This window comes from Cryobacterium fucosi (assembly GCF_004403515.1).
GTDB classification, from domain to species: Bacteria; Actinomycetota; Actinomycetes; order Actinomycetales; family Microbacteriaceae; genus Cryobacterium; species Cryobacterium fucosi.
On record NZ_SOHH01000024.1, the window covers coordinates 1 to 21,777 of the forward strand.

General features: G+C 69.8%; 22 protein-coding genes and 1 tRNA gene. 13 read left to right on the forward strand and 10 right to left on the reverse strand.

What is annotated here, in order from left to right; translation table 11 throughout:
* Together E3T48_RS01835 and E3T48_RS01840 are read left to right on the forward strand one after the other, a co-directional pair.
* The coding region (locus E3T48_RS01835) for a Pls/PosA family non-ribosomal peptide synthetase (RefSeq protein ID WP_338145214.1) at positions 1-1,401 on the forward strand (1,401 nt) is incomplete at its 5' end.
* Positions 1,389-2,738, forward strand: a complete 1,350-nt coding sequence (locus E3T48_RS01840) for a M1 family metallopeptidase (RefSeq protein ID WP_241986534.1) — start codon at positions 1,389-1,391, stop codon at positions 2,736-2,738. The genes E3T48_RS01835 and E3T48_RS01840, both read left to right, overlap by 13 nt.
* 5 nt (positions 2,739-2,743) lie before the next feature.
* Here the strand turns inward: E3T48_RS01840 and E3T48_RS01845 are convergent, their stop codons facing one another.
* Entirely contained in the window at positions 2,744-3,439 is a 696-nt protein-coding gene (locus tag E3T48_RS01845; protein WP_134522182.1) for a 4'-phosphopantetheinyl transferase family protein, read from the reverse strand.
* Positions 3,440-3,529: 90 nt separating this feature from the next.
* Here E3T48_RS01845 and E3T48_RS01850 point away from each other — a divergent pair, with 90 nt between their 5' ends.
* The gene (locus E3T48_RS01850; protein ID WP_134522183.1) at positions 3,530-4,546 is read left to right on the forward strand and encodes a magnesium and cobalt transport protein CorA; all 1,017 of its coding nucleotides are present in this window, start codon (positions 3,530-3,532) and stop codon (positions 4,544-4,546) included.
* A 25-nt stretch (positions 4,547-4,571) separates the two neighbouring features.
* Here the strand turns inward: E3T48_RS01850 and E3T48_RS01855 are convergent, their stop codons facing one another.
* Entirely contained in the window at positions 4,572-5,564 is a 993-nt protein-coding gene (locus E3T48_RS01855) for an adenosine deaminase (RefSeq protein WP_134522184.1), read from the reverse strand.
* 139 nt (positions 5,565-5,703) lie between these two features.
* Here E3T48_RS01855 and E3T48_RS01860 point away from each other — a divergent pair, with 139 nt between their 5' ends.
* Both E3T48_RS01860 and E3T48_RS01865 read left to right on the forward strand, forming a co-directional pair.
* Positions 5,704-9,432 carry an AAA family ATPase gene (locus E3T48_RS01860; RefSeq protein WP_134522185.1) on the forward strand — a complete coding sequence of 1,243 codons (3,729 nt, stop codon included), beginning with the start codon at positions 5,704-5,706 and terminating at the stop codon, positions 9,430-9,432.
* A complete protein-coding gene (locus tag E3T48_RS01865) occupies positions 9,429-9,653 on the forward strand; it encodes a hypothetical protein (protein ID WP_134522186.1) in 225 nt (74 codons plus the stop codon). Before E3T48_RS01860 ends, E3T48_RS01865 begins: the two co-directional genes overlap by 4 nt.
* Before the next feature lie 105 nt (positions 9,654-9,758).
* On the opposite strand, the gene mscL is transcribed toward E3T48_RS01865, so the two are convergent.
* From mscL to E3T48_RS01880, 3 genes are all read right to left on the reverse strand, one after another.
* A complete protein-coding gene (gene mscL, locus E3T48_RS01870; RefSeq protein ID WP_134522187.1) occupies positions 9,759-10,226 on the reverse strand; it encodes a large conductance mechanosensitive channel protein MscL in 468 nt (155 codons plus the stop codon).
* Between the two features lie 11 nt (positions 10,227-10,237).
* Positions 10,238-10,570 carry an FmdB family zinc ribbon protein gene (locus E3T48_RS01875; RefSeq protein ID WP_134522188.1) on the reverse strand — a complete coding sequence of 111 codons (333 nt, stop codon included), beginning with the start codon at positions 10,568-10,570 and terminating at the stop codon, positions 10,238-10,240.
* A 98-nt stretch (positions 10,571-10,668) separates the two neighbouring features.
* The gene (locus E3T48_RS01880) at positions 10,669-11,247 is read right to left on the reverse strand and encodes a 5-formyltetrahydrofolate cyclo-ligase (RefSeq protein WP_134522189.1); all 579 of its coding nucleotides are present in this window, start codon (positions 11,245-11,247) and stop codon (positions 10,669-10,671) included.
* A 34-nt stretch (positions 11,248-11,281) separates the two neighbouring features.
* Here E3T48_RS01880 and galU point away from each other — a divergent pair, with 34 nt between their 5' ends.
* The 5 genes from galU (at position 11,282) to E3T48_RS01905 (ending at position 15,110) form a co-directional block, all read left to right on the forward strand.
* On the forward strand, positions 11,282-12,175 hold the full coding sequence (gene galU / locus E3T48_RS01885; RefSeq protein WP_134522190.1) for a UTP--glucose-1-phosphate uridylyltransferase GalU: 894 nt from the start codon (positions 11,282-11,284) through the stop codon (positions 12,173-12,175).
* Between the two features lie 68 nt (positions 12,176-12,243).
* Entirely contained in the window at positions 12,244-12,903 is a 660-nt protein-coding gene (locus E3T48_RS01890; protein ID WP_134522191.1) for a GNAT family N-acetyltransferase, read from the forward strand.
* A 71-nt stretch (positions 12,904-12,974) separates the two neighbouring features.
* The gene (locus E3T48_RS01895) at positions 12,975-13,967 is read left to right on the forward strand and encodes a hypothetical protein (protein ID WP_134522192.1); all 993 of its coding nucleotides are present in this window, start codon (positions 12,975-12,977) and stop codon (positions 13,965-13,967) included.
* Positions 13,968-14,074: 107 nt separating this feature from the next.
* Positions 14,075-14,147 (forward strand) — tRNA-Ala (locus E3T48_RS01900).
* 318 nt (positions 14,148-14,465) lie between these two features.
* On the forward strand, positions 14,466-15,110 hold the full coding sequence (locus tag E3T48_RS01905; RefSeq protein WP_134522193.1) for a TetR/AcrR family transcriptional regulator: 645 nt from the start codon (positions 14,466-14,468) through the stop codon (positions 15,108-15,110).
* A gap of 27 nt (positions 15,111-15,137) precedes the next feature.
* Here the strand turns inward: E3T48_RS01905 and E3T48_RS01910 are convergent, their stop codons facing one another.
* Complete coding sequence (locus E3T48_RS01910; RefSeq protein WP_134522194.1) at positions 15,138-15,941, reverse strand: IclR family transcriptional regulator; 804 nt, start codon at positions 15,939-15,941, stop codon at positions 15,138-15,140.
* 176 nt (positions 15,942-16,117) lie between these two features.
* Between E3T48_RS01910 and E3T48_RS01915 the strand changes: the two genes are divergently transcribed.
* Together E3T48_RS01915 and E3T48_RS01920 are read left to right on the forward strand one after the other, a co-directional pair.
* A complete protein-coding gene (locus E3T48_RS01915; RefSeq protein WP_134522195.1) occupies positions 16,118-16,834 on the forward strand; it encodes a CoA transferase subunit A in 717 nt (238 codons plus the stop codon).
* Positions 16,835-16,870: 36 nt separating this feature from the next.
* Positions 16,871-17,530, forward strand: coding sequence for a CoA transferase subunit B (locus tag E3T48_RS01920; RefSeq protein ID WP_134522196.1), 660 nt, complete (start codon positions 16,871-16,873; stop codon positions 17,528-17,530).
* A gap of 44 nt (positions 17,531-17,574) precedes the next feature.
* Here the strand turns inward: E3T48_RS01920 and E3T48_RS01925 are convergent, their stop codons facing one another.
* On the reverse strand, positions 17,575-18,444 hold the full coding sequence (locus E3T48_RS01925) for an alanyl-tRNA editing protein (protein ID WP_134522197.1): 870 nt from the start codon (positions 18,442-18,444) through the stop codon (positions 17,575-17,577).
* Between the two features lie 144 nt (positions 18,445-18,588).
* On the reverse strand, positions 18,589-18,711 hold the full coding sequence (locus E3T48_RS17375) for a hypothetical protein (RefSeq protein ID WP_255453709.1): 123 nt from the start codon (positions 18,709-18,711) through the stop codon (positions 18,589-18,591).
* Between the two features lie 190 nt (positions 18,712-18,901).
* Between E3T48_RS17375 and E3T48_RS01930 the strand changes: the two genes are divergently transcribed.
* Positions 18,902-19,144: a hypothetical protein gene (locus E3T48_RS01930; protein ID WP_134522198.1), complete on the forward strand. Its 243-nt coding sequence runs from the start codon at positions 18,902-18,904 to the stop codon at positions 19,142-19,144.
* A 118-nt stretch (positions 19,145-19,262) separates the two neighbouring features.
* On the opposite strand, the gene E3T48_RS01935 is transcribed toward E3T48_RS01930, so the two are convergent.
* Together E3T48_RS01935 and E3T48_RS01940 are read right to left on the reverse strand one after the other, a co-directional pair.
* Positions 19,263-20,609 carry a threonine/serine exporter family protein gene (locus E3T48_RS01935; RefSeq protein ID WP_134522199.1) on the reverse strand — a complete coding sequence of 449 codons (1,347 nt, stop codon included), beginning with the start codon at positions 20,607-20,609 and terminating at the stop codon, positions 19,263-19,265.
* On the reverse strand, positions 20,602-21,768 hold the full coding sequence (locus tag E3T48_RS01940; RefSeq protein WP_174844119.1) for an acyl-CoA dehydrogenase family protein: 1,167 nt from the start codon (positions 21,766-21,768) through the stop codon (positions 20,602-20,604). Before E3T48_RS01940 ends, E3T48_RS01935 begins: the two co-directional genes overlap by 8 nt.
* Positions 21,769-21,777: the final 9 nt, after the last annotated feature.

Below are 21,777 nucleotides of genomic sequence, written 5' to 3' on the forward strand. Positions count from 1 at the left end.
CGTCGCTGGCTGATCGCGTTCGCGGCCGGGGCGGTCGGAATGACCGCCGTCCCGGCCGCGGCCGTAGCGCTCGGCGTGCTCGTGATGGGTGCGGCCGTCGGCGACGCCGCCACCCTCGCCGACGCGCTCTGGCGGGCCGCCGTGGCCACCCCGCTCGCCGTCGTGGTCGCCGGACTGGTCTACGCGACGCTCGTCGTCGCCGCGGTCCGGCTGGTGGGGGTGGGCCTCCGGGAGGGGTACTACCCGGTGCGCAGCCGGATCGGCTGGCAGGTCTGGATGACCGAACGCATCCTCGACGGCGCCCGCACCCTGCTGTTCCCCATCTATGCGAGCCTGCTCACCCCGGTCTGGCTGCGGCTGCTCGGCGCGAAGGTCGGCGCCGGCGTGGAGGCCTCGACCGTGCTGCTGATCCCGTCGCTGACCACCATCGCCCCGGCCGCCTTCCTCGCCGACGACACCATGGTGGCCTGCTACGAGCTGGGCGGCGGCTGGCTGCGCATCGGCCGGGCCAAGGTGGGGCGGCGGGCGTTCCTCGGCAACAGTGGCATCGCCGGCCCGGGGCGCACCGTTCCCCGCAACGGGCTCGTCGCCGTGCTCTCCTCCGCGCCCCGGAAGGCCAAGCGCGGCTCGTCCTGGCTGGGCAACCCGCCCGAGCGGCTGCGGCGCACGGTGACGGATGTCGACGAGGCCCGCACATTCCTGCCGCCGGTCCGCCTCCGCACCGCCCGCGCCCTCTGGGAAGTGTTGCGGATCGTTCCGGTGATCGTCTCGGCCCTGATCGCTCTCGGCGTGCTGGCCGCCCTCGACGGGCTGTGGCTCGGTCTCGGCCTCGGCTGGACGGTCGCACTCTCCGGGGTCGTCATGCTCGCCGCCGGCGCCGTCGCGGCCGGGATCACGACGGTGGCCAAGTGGAGCCTGGTCGGCCGGATCGACGCGACGGAGCATCCGCTCTGGTCGTCGTTCATCTGGCGCAACGAGGTCTCGGACTGCTTCGTCGAGATGGTGGCTCGGCCCTGGTTCGCCGCCAAGGCCGCCGGCACCCCCGTGCTGTCGGTCTGGCTGCGCAGCCTTGGCGCCCGGATCGGCCACGGGGTGTGGTGCGAAACCTACTGGCTGCCCGAGGCAGACCTCGTCACCATCGACGACGGGGTGACCGTGAACCGGGGCTGCGTCGTGCAGACCCACCTGTTCCACGACCGGATCATGCAGCTCGACCGGGTGCGCCTCGGCGCCGGGTCGACCCTCGGCCCGCACAGCGTGATCCTCCCGGCGGCCGCAGTGGATGAGGGCGCCACCGTCGGGCCCGCCTCCCTGGTGATGCGCGGCGAACGCGTACCCTCCGGGTCGCTCTGGGCCGGGAACCCCATTTCGCCCTGGCACCGGCCGCCATGGCAGACTTGATCCCCACCATGCCTCACACCCCGCTCCAGACCTTCGGCTCGGCGTCCGCCGGCGACGCCTACCTCCCCTCGAACGGGAACGGCGGCTACCGTGCCGTGCACTACGACCTCGACCTGGACTACCGGGTGGCCACGAACCAACTGCGGGCGACCGCCACCATCACGGCCGTGGCCTCGATGCGGCTCGACCGGTTCAGCCTCGATTTCGACGGTCTCAGCGTCGACCGGGTCACGGTCGACGGGGTCCGGCCGCGGAAGGTCGCCCAGTCGGCGCGCAAACTCACGATCGCCGCGGCGACCACGATCGAGGCCGGCCAGAGGTTCGAGGTGACCGTGCGGTACCGGGGGACGCCGCATCCGCTGCGCAGCATCTGGGGCGAGGTCGGCTGGGAGGAGCTGGACGACGGCGTGCTCGTGGCCGGCCAGCCCACCGGCGCGGCCTCCTGGTTCCCGTGCAACGACCACCCGAGCAACAAGGCGTCCTTCCGGATCCGGGTGACCTGCGAGGACCCGTACACGGTCGTCGCCAACGGACACCTGGTCTCCCGGTCGTCCAGGTCGGGGCGCACCTCCTGGACCTTCGTGGTCGCTGAGCCGATGGCCACCTACCTGGCCTCCGTGCTGATCGGCCGGTACCGCCGCACCGACGTTGCCGCCGCCCCGGTCGCCCAGCGCATCTTCTTCCCGGCCAACCTCGCCCACGAGGTCGGCGTCGACTTCGGCCGGCTTGGCGAGATGATCTCCCTGTTCAGCACCCTGTTCGGGCCGTACCCGTTCGACGCGTACGCGGTCGTCGTCACCGACGACGAACTCGAGATCCCCCTCGAGGCCCACGGCCTCGCCATCTTCGGGCGCAACCACGTCGACGGACTCCACGGCAGCGACCGGCTGATCGCGCACGAACTCGCCCACCAATGGTTCGGCAACAGCCTCACCGTGTCGCTCTGGAAGGACATTTGGCTGCACGAGGGGTTCGCCTGCTACGCCGAGTGGCTGTGGGCTGAGGCCAGCGGCGGCCGCACGGCCGACGAGAGCGCCGCCTGGCACCGGGCCAAGCTCGATGCCCTGCCCCGCGACATCATCGTCGGAGACCCCGGGCCGCACGACATGTTCGACGACCGGGTCTACAAACGCGGAGCCCTGGCCCTGCACGCCCTGCGGCGCTCGCTCGGCAACGACGCGTTCTTCGGTGCCGTGCGGGCGTACACCGTGGCCCGGCGGCATGGCTCGGTGTCGACGGGTGACTTCGTCGAGTTCTTCACCGTGCACACGGGCAGCGGTGAGGTGCGCCATATCATCGACCGCTGGCTGTTCCGCACCGCCCTGCCCAAGCTCTGACCCGGTCAGGGCGGCGGCCGGCCACGGATGCTCCCGGCCGGGAGCACGCGCAGGACCGGTCCGGCGGTGGTGAACACGGCGACCGCGCCGGCCAGGCCGGACCCGGCGTCGAAGCGGACGAGCCGGGGGAGCAGCCGGGGCAGCCCGTCGCCCGGTTCCGCACTGAGTTCCGGCTGGGCCACCCCGCCGGACCCCGGCAGGGAAACGGTGAGCGCGCGCGGGTCCACCCGCAGGCCGACCCCGATCGCCTTGAGGGCGGCCTCCTTGCCGGTCCAGATCGTCGCCCGCGCCCGGTCGGCGCCCTCGGCGGGCACCTCGGCCAGCGCGGCCAGCTCGACCTGGTTGAAGGCCACATCGTCGAATCCGGCGCGGGCGACCGCGTCGACGCTTTCGATGTCGATCCCCACGGGGCCGGCGAACGAGAGCGCGACCGCGACCCGGGAACCGGCCCGGCTGAGGCTGACGTCGAGCCGGCGCCCAGGGCCGGCCGCGGTGCCGGCCGCGGTGCCGGCACGGCGAACGAGGGGCCTGCCGTGGTCTGCGCCGCCGCAGGTCGGGCAGTGCCGGTCGAGTGACATTGCCCCGGGGGCGGAACCGACGGCCCAGCCGGCGGCGGCCAGCAGGAAGGCGCGGTCGGCGGCATCCGTCTCGCCGCGCGGCCCCAGGACGACGAGGACGTCGGGCGTTCGTTCGTCAGTCACGGCACCACGCTAGCGCCCCGCTGCGTGCCGTGTCCGGCGCGTCACCGTTCGCGCCGGTGCGACACTGGAACCTGCACAGGAGGAGAACCGATGGCACTGATCGACAACGCGATCTACGTGGACGGCCGCCGGGCCGCCACCCCGAAGACGCTGGACGAGACCTACGAGGTCATGAAGGCGAACAACGGCTTCGCCTGGATCGGCATGTACCGGCCGTCGGAGCGGGAAGTGCGCTCGGTCGCCGCGGAATTCAGCCTGCACCACCTGGCCGTGGAGGACGCCCTCAAGGGCCACCAGCGCGCCAAGCTCGAGCGCTTCGATGACATCCTGTTCGTGGTCCTGCGCCCGGCCCGCTACATCGACGACGAGGAGCGGGTCGAATTCGGCGAACTGCACGTCTTCGTCGGACCGGATTTCGTCGCCACCATCCGCCACGCCGAATCCCCGAACCTGGCCAGGGTGCGCGCACGGATGGAGTCGACCCCAGAGCTGCTGGCGCTGGGGCCGGAGGCGGTGCTCTATGCCATCCTCGACCAGGTCGTCGACGAGTACGGCCCCGTCGTCGCGGGGCTCGAAAACGACATCGACGAGATCGAGGACCAGCTCTTCGACGGGGACCAGGAGGTTTCCCGGCGCATCTATGCCCTCTCCCGTGAGGTGATCGAGTTCCAGCGCGCCACCCAGCCTCTCGTGGGCATGCTCGAGGCCCTGCAGCGCGGCTTCGACAAGTACAGCGTCGACGTCGAACTGCACCACCACCTGCGGGACGTGCTCGACCACACCCTGCGCGTCGCCGAGCGCGGCGACGCGTTCCGGCAGCTCCTCGACAATGCCCTGATCGTGCACAGCACCCTCGTCTCCCAGCGGCAGAACGACGAGACCCGGCGGCTCTCCGAAACCAGCCTGGCCCAGAGCGAGGAGGTCAAGAAGATCTCGAGCTGGGCGGCCATCCTGTTCGCGCCCTCCCTCGTCGGCACGATCTACGGCATGAACTTCACCCATATGCCGGAGTTGAAATGGGTCTTCGGCTACCCGTTCGCGCTCGGCCTCATGCTGACCATGGGATTCGGCCTCTACGGGGTGTTCAAGAAGAACGGCTGGCTCTGAGCCTGGCGCCCGCCGCCGACTGCGCCTACCCCTGCGCCGCTCGCCAGGCGTCGACCTCGGCGCCCAGCGCCGCCTTTTCGGCCGCGGCCAGGAACGACGCCTCGATCCCGTTCCGCGCGAGCAGGGCCAGCCGGTCAGGGCCGAGCCCGAATTCGCGGTCGAGCGCGGCGAGGTTGTCGTCGATGTAGCCGCCGAAGTAGGCAGGGTCGTCGGAGTTGATGCAGGCGAGCAGGCCGCGGTCGAGCATCCGCACGATCGGGTGGTCGGCGAGGGTGTCGATCACCCGCAGGCGCACGTTCGAAAACGGGCAGACGGTCAGCGGTATCCGGTCCCGCACCAGCCGGTCCAGGAGCAGCTCGTCCTCCAGGCTGCGGATGCCGTGGTCGATCCGCTCCACGCCGAGCAGGTCGAGGGCCTGCCAGACGTAGGCGGGCGGGCCCTCCTCGCCCGCGTGCGCCACGAGGTGCAGTCCGTTCGCGCGGGCCAGCTCGAAGACCTCGGTGAACAGCTCCGGCGGGTAGCCGACCTCGGCGGAGTCGAGGCCGATGCCGTCGATCCGGAAGTCACCGGCCAGGATCTCCCCGAGCATGGCCATCGCCTCGGCGGCCGGCCGGTCCCGGAGGAAGGTCACGGTCAGCTTGGTGCTGATGCCCCAGTCCGCCTCCGACGCGTCGAGGGCGTCCCGCACCCCGCCGAGGGCGGTGAGCAGCGGGATGCCCCGGCTGGTGTGGGCCTGCGGGTCGACGAAGATCTCCGCGTGGCGCACCCCCGCCGTCCGTGCCCGCTCGAGGTAGGCGCGGGTCAGGTCGTCGAAGTCGACCCGTTCGCGCAGCACGTCGAGGTTGCGGTAGTAGAGGTTCAGGAAGGACTGCAGGTCGTCGAACTCGTACTGCGCGCGCAGTTCGGGCAGGGACGCCCAGGGCAGGGTGACGCCGTTGCGTGCGGCCAGGTCGAAAAGGAGTTCGGGTTCGAGGGTGCCCTCGATGTGCAGGTGGAGTTCGACCAAAGGGAGTTTCATTGCCCCATTCTCCCAAGACGATGCCCCGGACGCCGTACACCCTGGCCCGGGGCGCTCCCGGTCCGATAATTTCCGCGGAATCCGGCGAAACCCGGGCCGCCTCACCGGGAATCGGGCGAGTCTGACTTAGGGTGTCGATGTGTGGCGCCTCGATAGAAAACCAGATGATGACGGCATCCTGTCGGAAATTCAGGATGCTTCCCCCGCCGACCCGCACAATCTTGCCTCGGCGCATGCGGTCAGCCTCGGCGACCCGGCCCTCTCGGTGGGCAATGTGGCAGACCCGGCCTGGCTGCGCTGGCGTGACGAACTCGCCGGCGTCGGCGGCCGTTCGCCGCTGCTGCACTTCAGCGACGGCCCGCGCACCCGGATCGAGCTGAGCGCCACCCACCCCGGCGGGCTGCCGCAATTCATCACCGGCAAGACCACCCTGCTCTCCAACCTGATCCGCGACGAGCTCGCGCTGCGCAACGCGCGCCTGGCGGCCGGGGAGATCACCCAGAAGGGGATCGAACTGCGCTCCATGCGCGGAATCGAGTCGGTGCACCTTGCGATCGGCCTGGCCGAATGGCGCCACGGCGACGTCGACTACACCGCGCCCATTCTGTTGCGCCCACTCGCGATCCGCCGATACGGGCGCGACTTCGAACTCAAGCTCAAGGGGGCGCCGTTCCTCAACCCCGAGCTGGCGCGTGCGCTGCATGACCAGTTCCAGATCACGCTGGATGCCGACGCGTTCGTCGCGCTCGCGGTGACCAACGGCGCCTTCAAACCGCAGCCCGTGATCGACCGGCTGCGCGGCCTCACCTCACATCTGCCCTGGTTCAACGTGGTCCCGCGCCTTGTCGCCTCGTCGTTCGCCGACGTCGGGCGGGCGCTGGCCGCCGACGCGGCCCGGTTGGAGCATCCGCTGCTCGACGCCGTCGCCGGCAACCAGAACGCGCGCCGCGCCATCGAGACCGCCTACCACCCGGTCGTGCCGATCGGCCAGGACTCCCGCCCGCCGGCCACCGACACCCTTCTCCTCGACGCGGACTCCGAGCAGGAGAACGTCGTCGCACAGATCGCGGCCGGCAACTCCCTCGTCGTGAAGACCCTGCCGGGCACCGGCGGCACGCAGACCATCGTCAACGCGATCGGTTCGCTCATCTCCCAGCACAAGCGCGTGCTCGTGGTCAGCGCCAGGCGGTCCAGCCTCGACGGCATCGCCCACCGACTCGTGCAGGTGGGGCTGCCCGGCGTCGCCGTCACCCCCCGCACCCTGCGCCGCGACCTGATCCAGTCGATCACCCGCAACGAGAAGGCCGCGCAGCCGATGGTCGGCGACGTTGACGACGCCCTCGTGCGCCTGCGCAAGGTGCTGCTCGACTACCGCTCGGCCCTCACCCGCCGGGACAGCACCCTCGGCGTCTCGGTGCTCGACGCCCTCGGCGAACTCGCCCGCCTCGCCCAGCTTCCGTCGCCGCCCTCGACCACGGCCCGGCTCGACCGTCGCGCCCTCGAGCGGCTGGCCCAGGGGCGCGCCGCCGCCGCCGCGACGCTGATCAAGGCCGCCGCGCTCGGTGAGTTCCGTTACGGGCCGGGGGACTCGCCCTGGTACGGCGCCTCCTTCACCTCGACCGCGGACGCGTCCGCGGCTCATCAGCTGGCCAAGCGGGTCAACCAGGTCGAGCTGCCGCGACTGCTCGAGCGGGCGGCCGGCCTCGTCGGCCAGACCCGGTTGCGCCCGTTCGAGACGATAGCCGAACTCGGGATCTACCTGCGGCTGCTCCTGGACATCCGGGAGACTCTCGACAAGTTCCAGCCCGCGGTCTTCGACCGGTCGCTGACCGAGCTGATCGCCGCCACCGGGTCGCGCCGGGAATCCCCGGAGATGCCCTCGTCGAGCCGTCGCCGGCTGCGCAAGCTCGCCGAGGAGTACCTGCGCCCGGGCGTGCACGTCAGCGACATGAACGAGAGCCTGCGGCGAATCCAGCAGCAGCGCACGCTCTGGCAGCGCTACGTCGTCGCCGGGGTCACCCCCGAGGTTCCGGTCGGGATCTCGGATGTCCACGTCGCCTTCCAGCGCGTCTCCGAAGACCTGGCGAGCCTCGACATACCGCTCGGCACGGCCGGCACCACCCGGCAGCTGTCCGCCCGGCCGATCAAGGAGCTCATCTACACGATCTCCGGGCTGGCGGCCGAGAGCGAGGTGCTCGCCAACCTGCACGAACGCACCGCGCTGCTCGCCGCCCTGCGCGAACACAACCTCGACCCTCTGATGACCGACCTGTCCCAGCGCCACGTCTCGGAGAAGGACGTCGCCGGCGAACTCGAACTGGCCTGGTGGCAGTCCGTGCTGGAGACGATGCTCAGCGGCGACAAGGCCCTCCTGAACGCGAACACCCAGGTGCTCGACCGCCTCGAGGCCGACTTCAAACTCGTCGACGACGCCCACGCCTCCACGACCGGCCAGCTGCTGGCCTGGCTGCTCGCCGAAACCTGGAAGATCGGCGTCGTCGACTGGCCCGAGGAAGCCGACAACCTCCGTCGTCTGCTCCGGGCCGACCGGGCGACACCCACCCGGCTGCACAAGGCGGCGCCGCACCTGGGCCGGGTCCTCGCGCCCGTCTGGCTGGCCTCCCCCTACGAGGTTGCCGGCCTCGACGACCTGATGAGCTTCGACACGGTGCTGCTCGTGGACGCGGGCGCGACCACCTTCGCCGAGAACGTCGGCGCCATCCGCCGCGGCAAGCAGATCGTGGCCTTCGGCGACCCGGTGACCCAGACCCCGTCCGCCTTCGAGACCGGGATCAGCGAGTCAGGCGACGACAGGTCAGGCCAGGACACCAGCGTCGACGCCCTCCATGCCGACTCCGCCCTCGCCCGCCTCGGCGAACTGCTGCCCACCCTCACTCTCACCCGCAGCTACCGGGCCGGCGGCGAGGACCTCGCCGAGCTCGTCAACCACCGCTTCTACGGCGGCCGGATCGATTCCCTGCCCTGGGCCGGCAGCTTCCTCGGCCACGGCAGCCTCACCCTCAACTACGTCGCCGGCGGGCATGGCATGCCGGATGCCGACAGCGGCGCCGTCGAGAGCGTCGACGCTGAGGTGGCCAAGGTCGTCGAACTCGTCATGGACCACGCCGTCAAGCGCCCCCGGGAATCGCTCATGGTCATCACGGCCAGCGCCCGCCACTCCGTGCGGGTGCACCAGGCGGTGCTCTCCGCGTTCTCCAAGCGCACCGACCTGTCCGACTTCATCCTGAAGGACCGGGCCGAGCCGTTCACCGTGCTCACTCTCGAGCAGGCCGTGGCGCAGAGCCGCGACCGGGTCATCTTCTCCATCGGCTACGGCCGCACCCCGCACGGGCGCCTGCTCACCAACTTCGGCTCGCTCGGTGAGCCGGGCGGCGAGCGGCTCCTGGCGATCGGCATGACCCGGGCGAGGCGGGCGATGGACATCGTCTCGTGCTTCCGCCCGGCCGACATCGACGAGGATCGCCAGCGGCACGGCATCCTCGCCCTGTCCCAGGTGCTCAGCGAGACCGAGGCCCGCCGAGGCGAGGCGCAGGTTCCCGACGCGAGCGAGGCCATGCTCGTCGACCTGGCACGCCGCCTCGAACGCCTCGGCCTGACCGTGTCCCTCGGCCACCGCGGCAAGCTGGCCCTGGCCGGCTCCCACGCCGGCCGTGCCGTCGTGGTCGAGACGGATGCCGTGGTCGGCCGGTCGAGCCTCCGCGAGTCGCTGAGGCTCCGCCCCGAGGTGCTGCGGCGCCTGGGCTGGCACTACCTGCGCGTGCACAGCTTCGAACTGTTCAGCAATCCGGACGCGGTCGCCGCGCGGGTGGCCGCCCTGGCCGGGGTCAAGCGACCCCCGATCGAATGAGCGGGGACGTCCCGGCGAACCCCGAACCCAGGCAGGCCGTCGTGAAAGCATCGGGTCGGGCGCGGCGCGCCAGATTGATGCCCGCGCCGGACACCGATCCGGACCCGCGCCCTCCGGTGCTCCGCGAAGAGGGCGGCGTCGCACCCGAAAGCGGCAACGCCAAGGCCGCCCGGAGCGAGAACGACGACCGGCTTCGCCAGGATCGTCCGCCGCACTGGTAACGGTCGGCAGCGCGCGCAACCGCGCCCGATTCGGCAGGACGCGACGGCCGGGGCGGTAGCGGGGTGCCGAAACGGGCGCGGCGGCGAGCTGGACTGCTGCGTCCGTTACAACGTCGGGCGAGGTGGCTGCGGCTGCGTTTGCGTGTGCGGCTGCGATTGCGGCTGCGGCGATTCGGAGGCGAGCAGGTCGCGGATCTCGGCGAGCAGGTCGAGTTCGGTGAGCGGAGCCGCGGTCTCGGCGCCGGGAGGAGCCAGGGCGGCGCGACGGTTCTCCTGGGCCTCCTTCATCCGGTTGATCGGCAGCACGAAGACGAAGTAGACCACGGCGGCGATCAGCAGGAAGTTGATGATGGCGGCGAGGACCTCGCCGAAGGCGAGGACGCCACCACCAGGGAGGGGGACCCCAAGAGAAGTCTTCAGATCGTCGGAGTTGAAGATGGCCGCGATGATCGGGTTGAATATCGCGGAGACGATTGCGTTCACGACCGCCGTGAACGCCGCACCGATGACGACCGCGACCGCGAGGTCGATGACGTTGCCACGCATGATGAATTGCTTGAAACCGTTGATCATTGTCGAACCTCTCAGGTGGCGGCCGGAGTCGCCGCGCTCTTGATGGTAGTGGGCGAGGAGGCGGCGCCTGCGGGAGACTTCGTCTCCGTTTTCGCGGGCGCAGGTTGGCTCTTCTCCGCCGGGGCGGGAGACGGTTTCGACTTGGCTTGCTGGGCGGACTTCGCGTCGGAACGGGCATCGTTCTGGTAGAAGCCGGACCCGGTGAAGCTCACGCCGATCGACGAGAACACTTTGCGGAGCTTTCCGCCGCAGTTGGGGCAGTCGGTCAGCGTGTCATCGGTGAAGGCCTGCTGGATATCGAAGGCGGTGTCGCACTCGGTGCAACGGTAGGAATAGGTAGGCACTGGAACTCCGGCTGTGGGACCCGGACCGCGAGCGCGGACCGTGGTCTCCGATTGTGGATGTGTTGTGAGAAGAGCGTGTTGTGAGAATGGTTCGGGGATCAGAACGCGATGATTCTGGTGGGGGTGACCAGGCCGTCGACGGGCTGGTCGTGCACCTCGCGGGGCACCTCGTCGAGGTACTCGCCGTCGAAGACGACGGCGTAGACCGGCGGGCACTTCTCCATCGACCCGAGGGTCTTGTCGTAGTAGCCGCGGCCCCAGCCCATTCGCAGGCCGGTGCGGTCGACGGCGGCGGCCGGCACGATGATGAGGTCGACATCGTTGATCGCGATCGGACCCAGCAGCTCGCCGGCCGCTTCCGGAACACCGGCGAGGCCCTCGACCTCGGTCTCGTCCTCCCCGACGGTCCAGTCGAGAAGTCCGTCGTCACGGGAGACCGGGAACAGCACCCTGATGCCCTGGGCCTCGGCCCAGTTCACGAACGGGCGGGTGTTCGGCTCGGTGCGGGCGGAGAGATAGCAGGAAATCGACCGGGCGGACAGGTCGAGCACGGTGTTCTGCAGGTTCTCGGTGAATCCGGCCGTGGCGGCATCCCGTTCCGCCGACGTCATGTTCTGGCGGCGCTCCCGCAACTCGGCGCGGAGCGCCCGCTTTCGGTGAGCGATGTCGGAGTCCATACAAGTCATCCTAGATGCCGATAGCGTAAGGGGCATGGGTACACGAATCACTAAGGCCGTCATCCCCGCCGCTGGCCTGGGGACCCGTTTCCTGCCCGCCACCAAGGCGATGCCCAAGGAGATGCTCCCCGTGGTCGACAAGCCGGCCATCCAGTACGTCGTCGAGGAGGCCGTCGAGGCGGGCCTCCACGACGTCCTGATGATCACCGGGCGCAACAAGAATGCCCTCGAAAACCACTTCGACCGGATGACCGAGCTCGAGGCGATCCTGGAGAAGAAGGGCGACCAGAGCCGCCTGGAGAAGGTCAACCACGCCACGACCCTCGCCGACATGCACTACGTGCGCCAGGGCGACCCGCTGGGCCTCGGCCATGCGGTGCTCCGCGCCAGGATGCACGTCGGAGACCAGCCGTTCGCCGTGCTGCTCGGTGACGACATCATCGATGCCCGCGACCCGCTGCTGGCCAAGATGCTCACCGAGCAGGGCAAGCGGAACGCCAGCATCATCGCGCTGATGGAGGTGGACCCGTCGCAGATCCAGCTCTACGGAGCGGCCGCGGTCGAGCCGACCGACGACCCCGACGTGGTGCGGGTGACCGGCCTGGTCGAGAAGCCCACTGCGGCGGATGCCCCATCGAACCTGGCCATCATCGGCCGCTACGTGCTCCGCCCCGAGGTGTTCGGCGTGCTGGAGCACACCCAGCCGGGCAAGGGCAACGAGATCCAGCTCACCGACGCCCTGCAGGAGATGGCGGTCACCCCGGAGGCGACCGGCGGCGTCTACGGCGTCATCTTCCGAGGCCGCCGGTACGACACCGGCGACCGCCTCGACTACATCAAAGCCATCGTGCAACTCGCCGTCGACCGCGACGACCTCGGCCCTGACCTCCGCCCCTGGCTGCACGACTTCGTCGCCACCCTCGACTGAGGCGCGACGGCCCCCACTGGGTCGGCTACATTTGTGACACACATCGGGCATGAGAAGACGGGCAGGCAGTGGCGATCGCGATTCCGACGCTTCACGAGGGTGACGTCACGTTGCGCCCCGTGCGGCTGCGCGATGACAAGGCGTTGGAGCACGCGCTGATGGAGAACCGCGGCTGGCTGCGCCAGTGGGAGGCCACCAGCCCGTACGCGCCGATGTCCTTCGACACGCGGTCCAGCATCCGCAGCCTGCTCGCACACGCGCGCAGCGGACACGGCCTGCCCTTCCTGATCGAGAATGAGGGCGAACTCGCCGGCCAACTGAACGTGTCATCGATCACCTGGGGGTCCCTGTCGTCGGCGACCATCGGTTATTGGGTGGGAGAACGATTCGCCGGCAAGGCGATCACGCCGATCGCCGTGGCCCTGGCCACCGACTACTGTTTCGGGCAGCTCGGCCTGCACCGGATGGAGATCTGCATCCGGCCGGAGAACGCCCCCTCCCTGCGGGTGGTCGAGAAGCTCGGGTTCCGGTACGAGGGACTGCGACGCCGGTACATCCACATCAACGGTGACTGGCGCGACCACTACTGCTTCGCCCTCGTCGCCGAAGAAGTGCGCCAGGGCGTGCTGCGGCGCTGGCGCGAGGGAGCGGTGTCCTCGGAGGCGGCCATGGTGAGCGTGCTGGACCGGGCGGCGGCGGCGCATCCGTTGCCGGTCAGCGACCGATGAATTCGGCCAATCTCGGTGACACGCCCTCGTAATCAGCTCCGGATGGCCACTGCGCTCCTAGCGTAGACAGCATGAGCAGCGAGGTCCTGGGCGGGGGAGTGATGGTGGCGGTCGCCGCCGCCCTCTGGGTGACGTATCTCATGCCGACCTGGGCCAGGCGGCGCCAGTTTGTCACCACCGAGAGAAATGCCGTGCGCCTGCAACAGACCCTCCGCATCCTCGCGGAGACCTCCGAGGTGCCCCAGCAGGTTCGCCTCGAAGCGAACGCCCGCACCGTGGTCACCCAGCGCAAGCTGCTGGCCCAGGCCGAAGATGATGCCAGGGCCGAGGCGCGTGCCGTGGCGGGAGCCGCTTCCGCCGAGCGTCGTGCCACTGCGGCGCTTGCCGCCGCCAACCGTTCGGAAAGGCGGGAACCTCCCATCTCAGCTCAACTCCTGCGCTCCCGGCGACTTCGTCGCGTTCGTGCGCTGTCCACGCTTGTCCTGCTGATCGGTGTCGTGCTCGTGGTCAGCGGTGCGCTCGCCGCCGCCGCCGGCGGCACCTGGGCGCTGACCACGGTCGGGGCCGCCGCGGCGACTCTTGCCTTCGGCGCCCTCTCGCGACTGGCCCGCACCACCCGGCACTCGGCCCGGCTCCGCAGCGGCGGCGCCGGCAGTGACCACGCGGCCGCGCCGACCAGGGCCGGCCAGCGATTCGAACCCGTGCAATTCGACGAGGTTCCGGTGGCCACGCCCACCTGGACGCCCCAGCCGCTTCCGCGCCCCCTCCATCTGGCCCCCGGCACGATCGCCCAGACGGCCATGGCGTCAGCGGATGCGGCGGCCGGACTCCGCAAGGCCGCTGCGGAGGCCGAGGTGGCCAGGCGCGCCGCCCAACTCGCGGTGGCCGTGACGCCGCTGAGGCGCGGCGGCGGGCGCGAGGCCGCGCCGGCCGCCGTGGAGTCAGCGGCGCCCGCCGTCTCCGCAGCGTCGAATCGCTTCGCGTCCATGGGCGTGGTCGGCGAGACGGCACCGGGAATGACAGACCTCGATGCCGTGCTGCGCCGCCGCCGCGCCGTCGGTTGACCCTCCACTCCGCCGGACTCTTCCGCCCGGGGACGGCCGGATTCGCGACGCGACGGCCGGTCTGCTCGAACGCGGTCCCCGCGCGTGATATTCTGCATAAGCGGTAAGGGGCTATGGCGCAGTTGGTAGCGCGTCTCGTTCGCAATGAGAAGGTCAGGAGTTCGAATCTCCTTAGCTCCACCGAGTACGACGAGGAAAGCCCCCGGGAGACCGGGGGCTTTCCTCGTCTCATCGCACGCGGCCGCCGGTTCAACCGGAGAATTTCGCAACACGCCGGGATTCTCGCCCGCCCAGTCGGCGCGTCGCAAAATTCTCCGCCTTGGCCGACCACCTGACTCGGCGAAGGGGAATGAGGACCGCCCCAGCCGGGCCTGAGCCTGACTGGGGCGACCTCGTTCCGGGCCCTTGAACCCCCCAGGGTCATTCGAGTATCGAATCTCACCACGGAACTAGTACGATCGTACAACACGTTTGGCCCACCGGCGATGTTGGCTACGCTTGAACCGCGCCGGCCGTGACGATTCTCGGGAGGTTCTGGTGATTCGCAGCGATGCGCGCTCGATGGAAACGCGCGAGCGCATTCTCGCCGCCGCGGCAATCGAATTCGCCGACCGCGGCTATGCCGGCGCCTCGATCGCCCTGATCGCCGAGAAGTCGGCGACCGGGAAGGGCCTGGTCCAATACCATTTCAAAGCGAAGTCGGACATGGCACTGGCGATTGTGCGCTCCGCGTTCTCCGAGGCGCCATTCGCCAATCTGCTCGGCGTCGACTCGGCTCACGGCCTGGAGGCCGTGGTGGCCTCGATTCGCAGTGTCGCGGGTGCGTTCCGCGACGATGTGATGGTGCGGGCCGCCGTGCGGCTCATGCGGGAGTATCACCTGATTCCCGTCACCCTGCCGACGCCCTACGTGGGCTGGATTGCGCGTATCGGCGGGTTGCTCAGGGAGGCCGAGGTCGCCGGGGAGATTCATCCGGGCCTCGACCCCGACCGTGAGGCCTGGCATCTCGTGGCCTATTTCTCCGGAGTCCAGGAGATCTCCAATCGCCTCTCCGCGCGCGAGGACCTCCCCGAGCGAATCGAGGAGATGCTGGCCCGCGCCCTCGTGACGCTGGGGGCCGTGGCGCCGGATCGGTATCTCTGAGGCCGAATGCGGCGCGGCGCGGTCGGCTCAGGCCTGGTGGCCGGGAAGGCCCGGTTTCTGCAGAAGCCGGGTGATCCGGTTGGCCTCCTCGAGCAGCAGCTGACCGAGCACCCTTTGCCGCTCCGGGCGGAATCTGGGCTCGATCCCGGTGAGGGAGAGCGCCCAGGCCGGCCGATTGGCGCGATCGAAGATCGCGGCGCCCATGCCCCAGCTGCCCTCGAAGATGAGCCCGGGGTTCACCGAATACCCCGTCACCCGTGTCCGGGCCAGATTTGCTCGGATGGCGTCCGCCGAGTGCTGCCCGCCCCAGCGGGCGACGAAGGCCTCGTCCTGCACGAGCAGTTGCTCGACCTCGGCCCCGGGGAGGAAGGCCAGGATTGCGATCCCGGCCGAGGCGACGCCGAGAGGGAAACGCACGCCCTCGTGCAATACGAAGGAGCGGATCGGGAAGCTGCCCTCTTCCCGCAGGAGGCAGACGGTCTCCGCGCCGCGCCGAATGGACAGGAACGCGCTCTCCCCGGTTTCTTCGGCCAGGCGCTGCAGGCTGGGCCGTGCCAGCTCCTCGATCGGGTAACGCTGGGCGGCGACCGCCCCCATCACGAAGATCTCCGGACCGTAGTGCCAGGTGTGGGTGGCGGGGTCGTGGTCGAGGATGCCTTCGGCCGCCAGCGAGCTGAGCAGGCGGTGCACGGTCGGCCGGGTGAGACCTGAGTCCCGCACGATCTCGGCGAGGGGGGTGCCGGCGGGGTTGCGTCCCGCCAGTCGGAGCAGGAGTGCGATCCGCCCGACCACCTGCGCGCCCTGCACGGGGATTCCCTGGTTCCCGGTCATGGTTGCCTCACTTTGTCCATAATGTGGATACACGCGAGTCTACTGTTCACGGGGTGAATGACAACTTTTCGTATTGATTGAGGTCCATTGACAGTAGTTCAGTCCGCCACCTAGCATGGCCGATAGACGACGTGTCCACAAAGTGGATGCGCAGAATGCTCGATGAGGAGAATTCCATGTCCAAGGTTGTGGCAAGCGCCGCCGACGCGCTCGGCGATCTGCTGCGCGACGGGATGGTGCTGGCCGTCGGCGGATTCGGACTCAGCGGGATCCCGGCCGACCTGATCGACGCGGTGCGGGCATCCGGGGTGACCGGCCTGACAATCGTGTCCAACAACATGGGCGTCGACGGTCTCGGCCTTGGCCGTCTGCTCGACGCCGGCCAGGTCCGGAAGGTGATCGCTTCCTACGTGGGCGAGAACAAGCTCTTCGCCGAGCAGCTTCTCGCCGGACAGCTGGAGGTGGAGTTCAGCCCCCAGGGGACGCTCGCAGAGCGACTGCGGGCCGGCGGCGCCGGCATCCCGGCCTTCTATACGAAGACCGGGGTGGGCACCCTGATCGCCGAGGGGAAACCGCTCGCCGAGTTCGACGGCGTCACCTATCTGCAGGAACGGGCCATCATCGCGGACGTCGCGCTGGTGCACGCGCATCTCGCGGACACCGAGGGCAACCTCGTCTACCGCTACACCGCCCGCAACTTCAACCCGATCGTGGCGACGGCCGGTCGAATCACCGTCGCCGAGGCCGAGCACATCGTGCCGCCGGGTGAGATCGACCCGAACCACGTCGTGACCCCCGGGGTCTACGTGCAGCGCCTGGTGCAGGCGACCGATCGCACCAAGAACATCGAGCAGCGCACAGTGCGGCCCCGGCCCGCCCAGATGCCTGCCTGACCCTGCCCGAGTTTTTCGATCAAGGAGCACACGAGTATGACCTGGACCAGAGACGAGATGGCCGCGATCGCGGCCGAAGAACTGAGCGACGGCGACTACGTCAACCTGGGCATCGGCATCCCGACCCTCGTCGCCAACAACCTGCCGGCCGGCATCCGCGTCACGCTGCAGAGCGAGAACGGCCTGCTCGGGATGGGGCCCTTCCCCTACGAGGGGGAGGAGGACGCCGACCTGATCAACGCCGGCAAGCAGACCGTGACTCTGCTGCCGGGGGCGTCGATCTTCGACTCGGCGACGTCGTTCGGCATGATCCGCGGTGGGCACGTGAAGGTCGCCATCCTCGGCGCGATGCAGGTCTCCGGCTCCGGCGACCTCGCAAACTGGACCATCCCCGGAAAGATGGTCAAGGGAATGGGAGGGGCGATGGACCTGGTCGCCGGGACACCCCGTGTCATCGTGCTGACCGAGCACGTGGCCAGGGACGGCTCCCCGAAGATCGTCGAGACCTGCACCCTCCCACTGACCGGGGTCGGGGTGGTGGACCGGATCATCTCCGACCTGGCCGTGTTCGACGTCACCGACGCCGGCCTCGTCCTGCGCCGCCTGGCGCCCGGTGTGTCCGTCGAGGAGATCCGCAGCAAGACCGAGTCGGCGTTCAGCGTCCCACTACCGGAGGTGGCGGGCGAAGGAGTCTGAAGGAACGATTCGGCACGGACGTGCTCCCCACCGGCCGGGGCCGGTCAGCCGACGAACGTGGCCATGGTCAGCACGGTGGCGCCGTCGACGTCAGCGGTCGACAACTCGACCCGCGCGGAACCAACATCTGCCAGCGACGACGGATGCGTGCCGCCGCATGGAATCCGCACGGTGTGCCCGGGCAGCTCGAGCACCCAGTACCGGCGGTCGTTGAGGCGATCGCCGTCGCGGTCGATCCGCACACCCGCCCCCGTGGCCACCCATCCGGCCAGGCTCGCGTTCACCTGGGCCTGCACCTCGGCGAGGCCGTCGACGAAGCCTTCGGTCACGAAGCCCTTGCGGCGCAGGGATTTGCCGAGCCGGTAGGTGTCGGTGGACCCGTTCTCGCCGATCAGGGACACGTCGATGGCGAGGCCGTCGAAGTCGGGGTTGCCGAGGCCGTCGGCCCGGGTCTCCTTCTTCCACCGGTCGGCGAGCGCGCGGTTGAGCGCCAGTGAGGCCAGGTGGCATCCGGTGTGCCCCGCGGAGAGCCGGCCGCGGTAGCCGGCGTCGACGACCACCTCGGCCGTCTCGCCCTCGGCGATGACGGCGTCGCCGGCCAGGAGGTGCACGACGACGAAGGCCCAGCCCTCCGTGCCCTTGCCGACAGGGATGTCGCGGCCGAGATGCAGCGTGCCCCCGTCCGTCGCCCCGACGACGCAGTCCAGCACGGGCAGTTCGGCTCCGGCAACGCGGATGAGGGCGCGGTCGGCGCCCTGGTCGGGCCAGCCGGCGTCGACCGGGTGCACGCAGGTGCGCTCCAGTATCACCGCGAGGCGACCGTCGGGCAGGGGCTCGGAGTGCAGGACGGTGGTGGAATTCACGGTCTCGCCGGAGGGGTACCCGACCAGGGTGTCCTCGAGGGGCAACGTCACGAGCGGGTCCTTTCGAGCGGGCCGTTCACGAGCGGCGCTGGCACACAATCGGCGGTGGCACACAAGCGGAAGCAACCGGGCGTACACACAAGGGTGCCGCCGCGTACACACGTGGCGGCACCCTCGTCAATGCTGGAGGAGGCGCTAGGCCTTGCGGGCCTTTTCAGCCGTTTCGTTGGACTTGGCGTGCTTGTCGGCGCGCTTTTCCTTCAAGGACTTCCCGGCGACCTTCTTAGTCGCGTCTTTTTTGGGCGATTTGTCAGCCATGTGTACTCCTTCGATCCGAGCCCCAGCGGCACCGTTTCTTCGACCCTACGCGGATTCGCCCGAATCGGCATCTTCCGGTTCCTCCCTGTGCAACGGTGCGTCTGCGTCGTAGTCTGTCTTCAGCGAGCCGACGACCCCGTGACGGAGCGATCCTGACCGGCACAACCTGACCGACACAGATTGGGAGATCATGAACGAGAAGACCACCTACCGAGCAATCTTCTACGGTGCCAACCCGATCGCGGCCGGCACGGAGCGTGATTTGGAATACGTCGACGGCGGCTACCAGCAGACCGTCACCCTCGAGGTGACCGAAGACGGCGCCACCGTGCGCCGCGTATTCAAGATCGGGCATGTGACCGAGGAGCCGATCTCCTACCGCTACGTCGAAGACCTGCACGACGCAGCGGGCGAAGCGGACGTGCCCAACTAGGGACTACCGGTGGTCGAGCTGCCCCGGTGGTCGAGTTGCCCCGGTGGTCGAGCTTGTCGAGACCCCGCCGACCAGGTCTCGACAGGCTCGACCACCGGGCGGCTCGACCACCGGACGGCTAGATTCGCTTGCCCGGACTGCGGCTGAGCCGCACGGGCAGGGCCATCAGCGGGCCGACGAATCGGCGCTGCAGGCGCCTTGCCGGACCCCAGACGAACTGGACGACGTACTGGGAGAGGATGGCCCCGGCCGCGAGGGCGACCGCGACCGCGCCCGCGGTCAACAGGCTGAGCAGCCCGTTGATGTCACCGTCGGAAAGCTGAAGCAGTCCGCGGAACAGGATCAGCCCGGGCACGAGCGGCACGAGCGAGGTGACGATGATGACCAGCGGGGGAGTGCGCACGATTCGGGCAGCGACCGCAGCGGCCAGGCCGACGCCGATCGCGCTCGCACCCGACGACCAGACCAGACCGAACCCGGACGACGCCGCCGCCAGATAGAGGAATTCGGCGACCGCGCCGAGCACGCACACCACCCAGAAGGCGCGCCAGGGCACCTGTACGGCCAGGCCGAAACCGATCACGATGACAACGGATGCCGTCAGCAACGCCGGCAGGTCGGCCAGGGTCGGCGTCAGGGTGGCATCCACCCTCAGCTGGAGGCCGAACCGGGCGAGCAGCAGGGACGCGCCGGCGACGCCGGTGACCAGCCCGCCGGTGATCAGGAGCGCCTCCATCAGCCGCGCCGTGCCGGTCAGGTAGAACCCGGAGAGGGTGTCGTGCACTGCGCCGAAGGTGGTCACCCCGGCGAGGAGCATGATGATGGTCGCGATCACGACGAGGGACGGGTTGGCCGTCGGGTCGATCAGGGCCACGATCGCGGCCACGATCGGGCCGATCGCGCCGCCGACGACGTTCTGGTAGAACAGGGGCGCCTGGCGCCGGTCGAGGGCGGTCGTGATCATGTCGATGAAGAAGGTGGCGACGAACGCCGCCGCGAGCACGATCGGCCCGCCGCCGATGAGCACGGCGGCCCCGGCCCCGACGAGGCTCCAGCCCAGGCGCCGGTAGAGAGCGGGGACCTGGGGCTTGGCGCTCACGATGGTGGCGAGGGCCTTGCGGGCGTCCGCGACATCCATCGGCGTCTCGAGGAGGTCCACGATCAATTCGGACGTGGCGGTGAGCTTGCCGTAGTTGAGCGAACGGTACTTCACGTTACGGCTGCGGGTGATCGACTCGTGCGTGCCCGGGTCTTCGTGGGTGAGCGTGATGATCGTGTGGGTGATGTTTGCCTCGGTGCCCTTCAGCCCGTAGGCGCGGGTGATGGCCTCCATCGCGGCCGTCGCGTCCTCGGCGCCGGCGCCGGCGGCGAAGATGACCTCGGCCAGGCGCATCGTGAGGTCGAGCACCGAGCGGGTGTACGCGGCGTTGTCGAAGACGCCGATGCTGGTCGTCGGATCAGACATCGAGCGGTCCCAGCCAGGCCGCGGCGACGGTGGCGTGCGCGGATTCGGCGTCGGACGGGTGGAACAGGCCGGCGAGCACGTCCCGGTAGAGACGCCCGAGCTCGTTGCCCGCGTAGTAGCTGCTGCCCCCGGTCACGCGGATGGCCTGGTCCACGGTGAGGCGTGCGGTCTCGGTGGCGCGGTGCTTGAGGCCGGAGAGCAGGGCGAACCACTGGGGGCCGTGGTCGGCGAGGGCGTCGACATCGGCGGCCAGGGCGTCGATCTGCGGGTAGATGCCGTCCATCAGGATGGCGGCCTCCGCGACGCGCCACCGGATGTCCGGGTCCTGGGCCAGGCTGCGGCCGTCGTGCCGCAGAGAGGTGCGGCGCTCGGCCGCCTCGACGGCGAGCTCGACGGCGCGGCGGCCGATCCCGGTGTACACGGCGGCGAGGAGGATCTCGAAGTTGGCGAAGATCGCGAAGATCAGGGGGTCGCGGCTGGGCCCGGGGTCGAGCCGCCGGAACACCCGGTCGGCCAGGGCGAGGGCGCCGTCGAGCACGGTGGTCTGGCTCTGGCTGGCGCGCATGCCGAGGGTGTCCCAGTCGTCCTTGCGGCTGATGCCGGGGTCGCTGCGGTCGAGGAAGGCCCAGACGATCTTGGGTGCGTCGGGGGAGGTCGTGTCCAGTCCCATGGTGCCGAGCCTGGTCCAGGCGGGGGAGAGAGTGGTGAAGATCTTGGTGCCGGTGAACCGGTAGCCGCCGCCGGGCTGCGGGCGGGCATCCGTGATCGAACCGGTGAGGACCAGGTCGTTGCCCGGCTCGCTCACGCCGAAACCGAACACCTCGCCGGTGCCGGCCTCTCGCAGGAGGAAGGAGAGCGACGTGTCGCCTCGGTCGTGCAGGGTTCGGGCGACGCCGGTCCAGACCATGTGCATGTTGACCGCGAGGGCCGTCGCCGGGGCGTGGGCGGCGAGGCGCACCTGGTCGCGGGCGACGTCGCGGAGGCTCCGGCCGAGGCCGCCGAATTCGATCGGAACGAGGGCGCGCAGGTAGCCGCAGGCGGCGAGGTCGGACAGATCCTCGGCCGGGAACGTGTTGGCCTGGTCGTGCCCGGGGGCGCGGGAGCGGATCCGTTCGAGGACGTCGTCGCCGAGCGGGGAGAGGCTGTCGGACGTCGTCACAGACTCCAG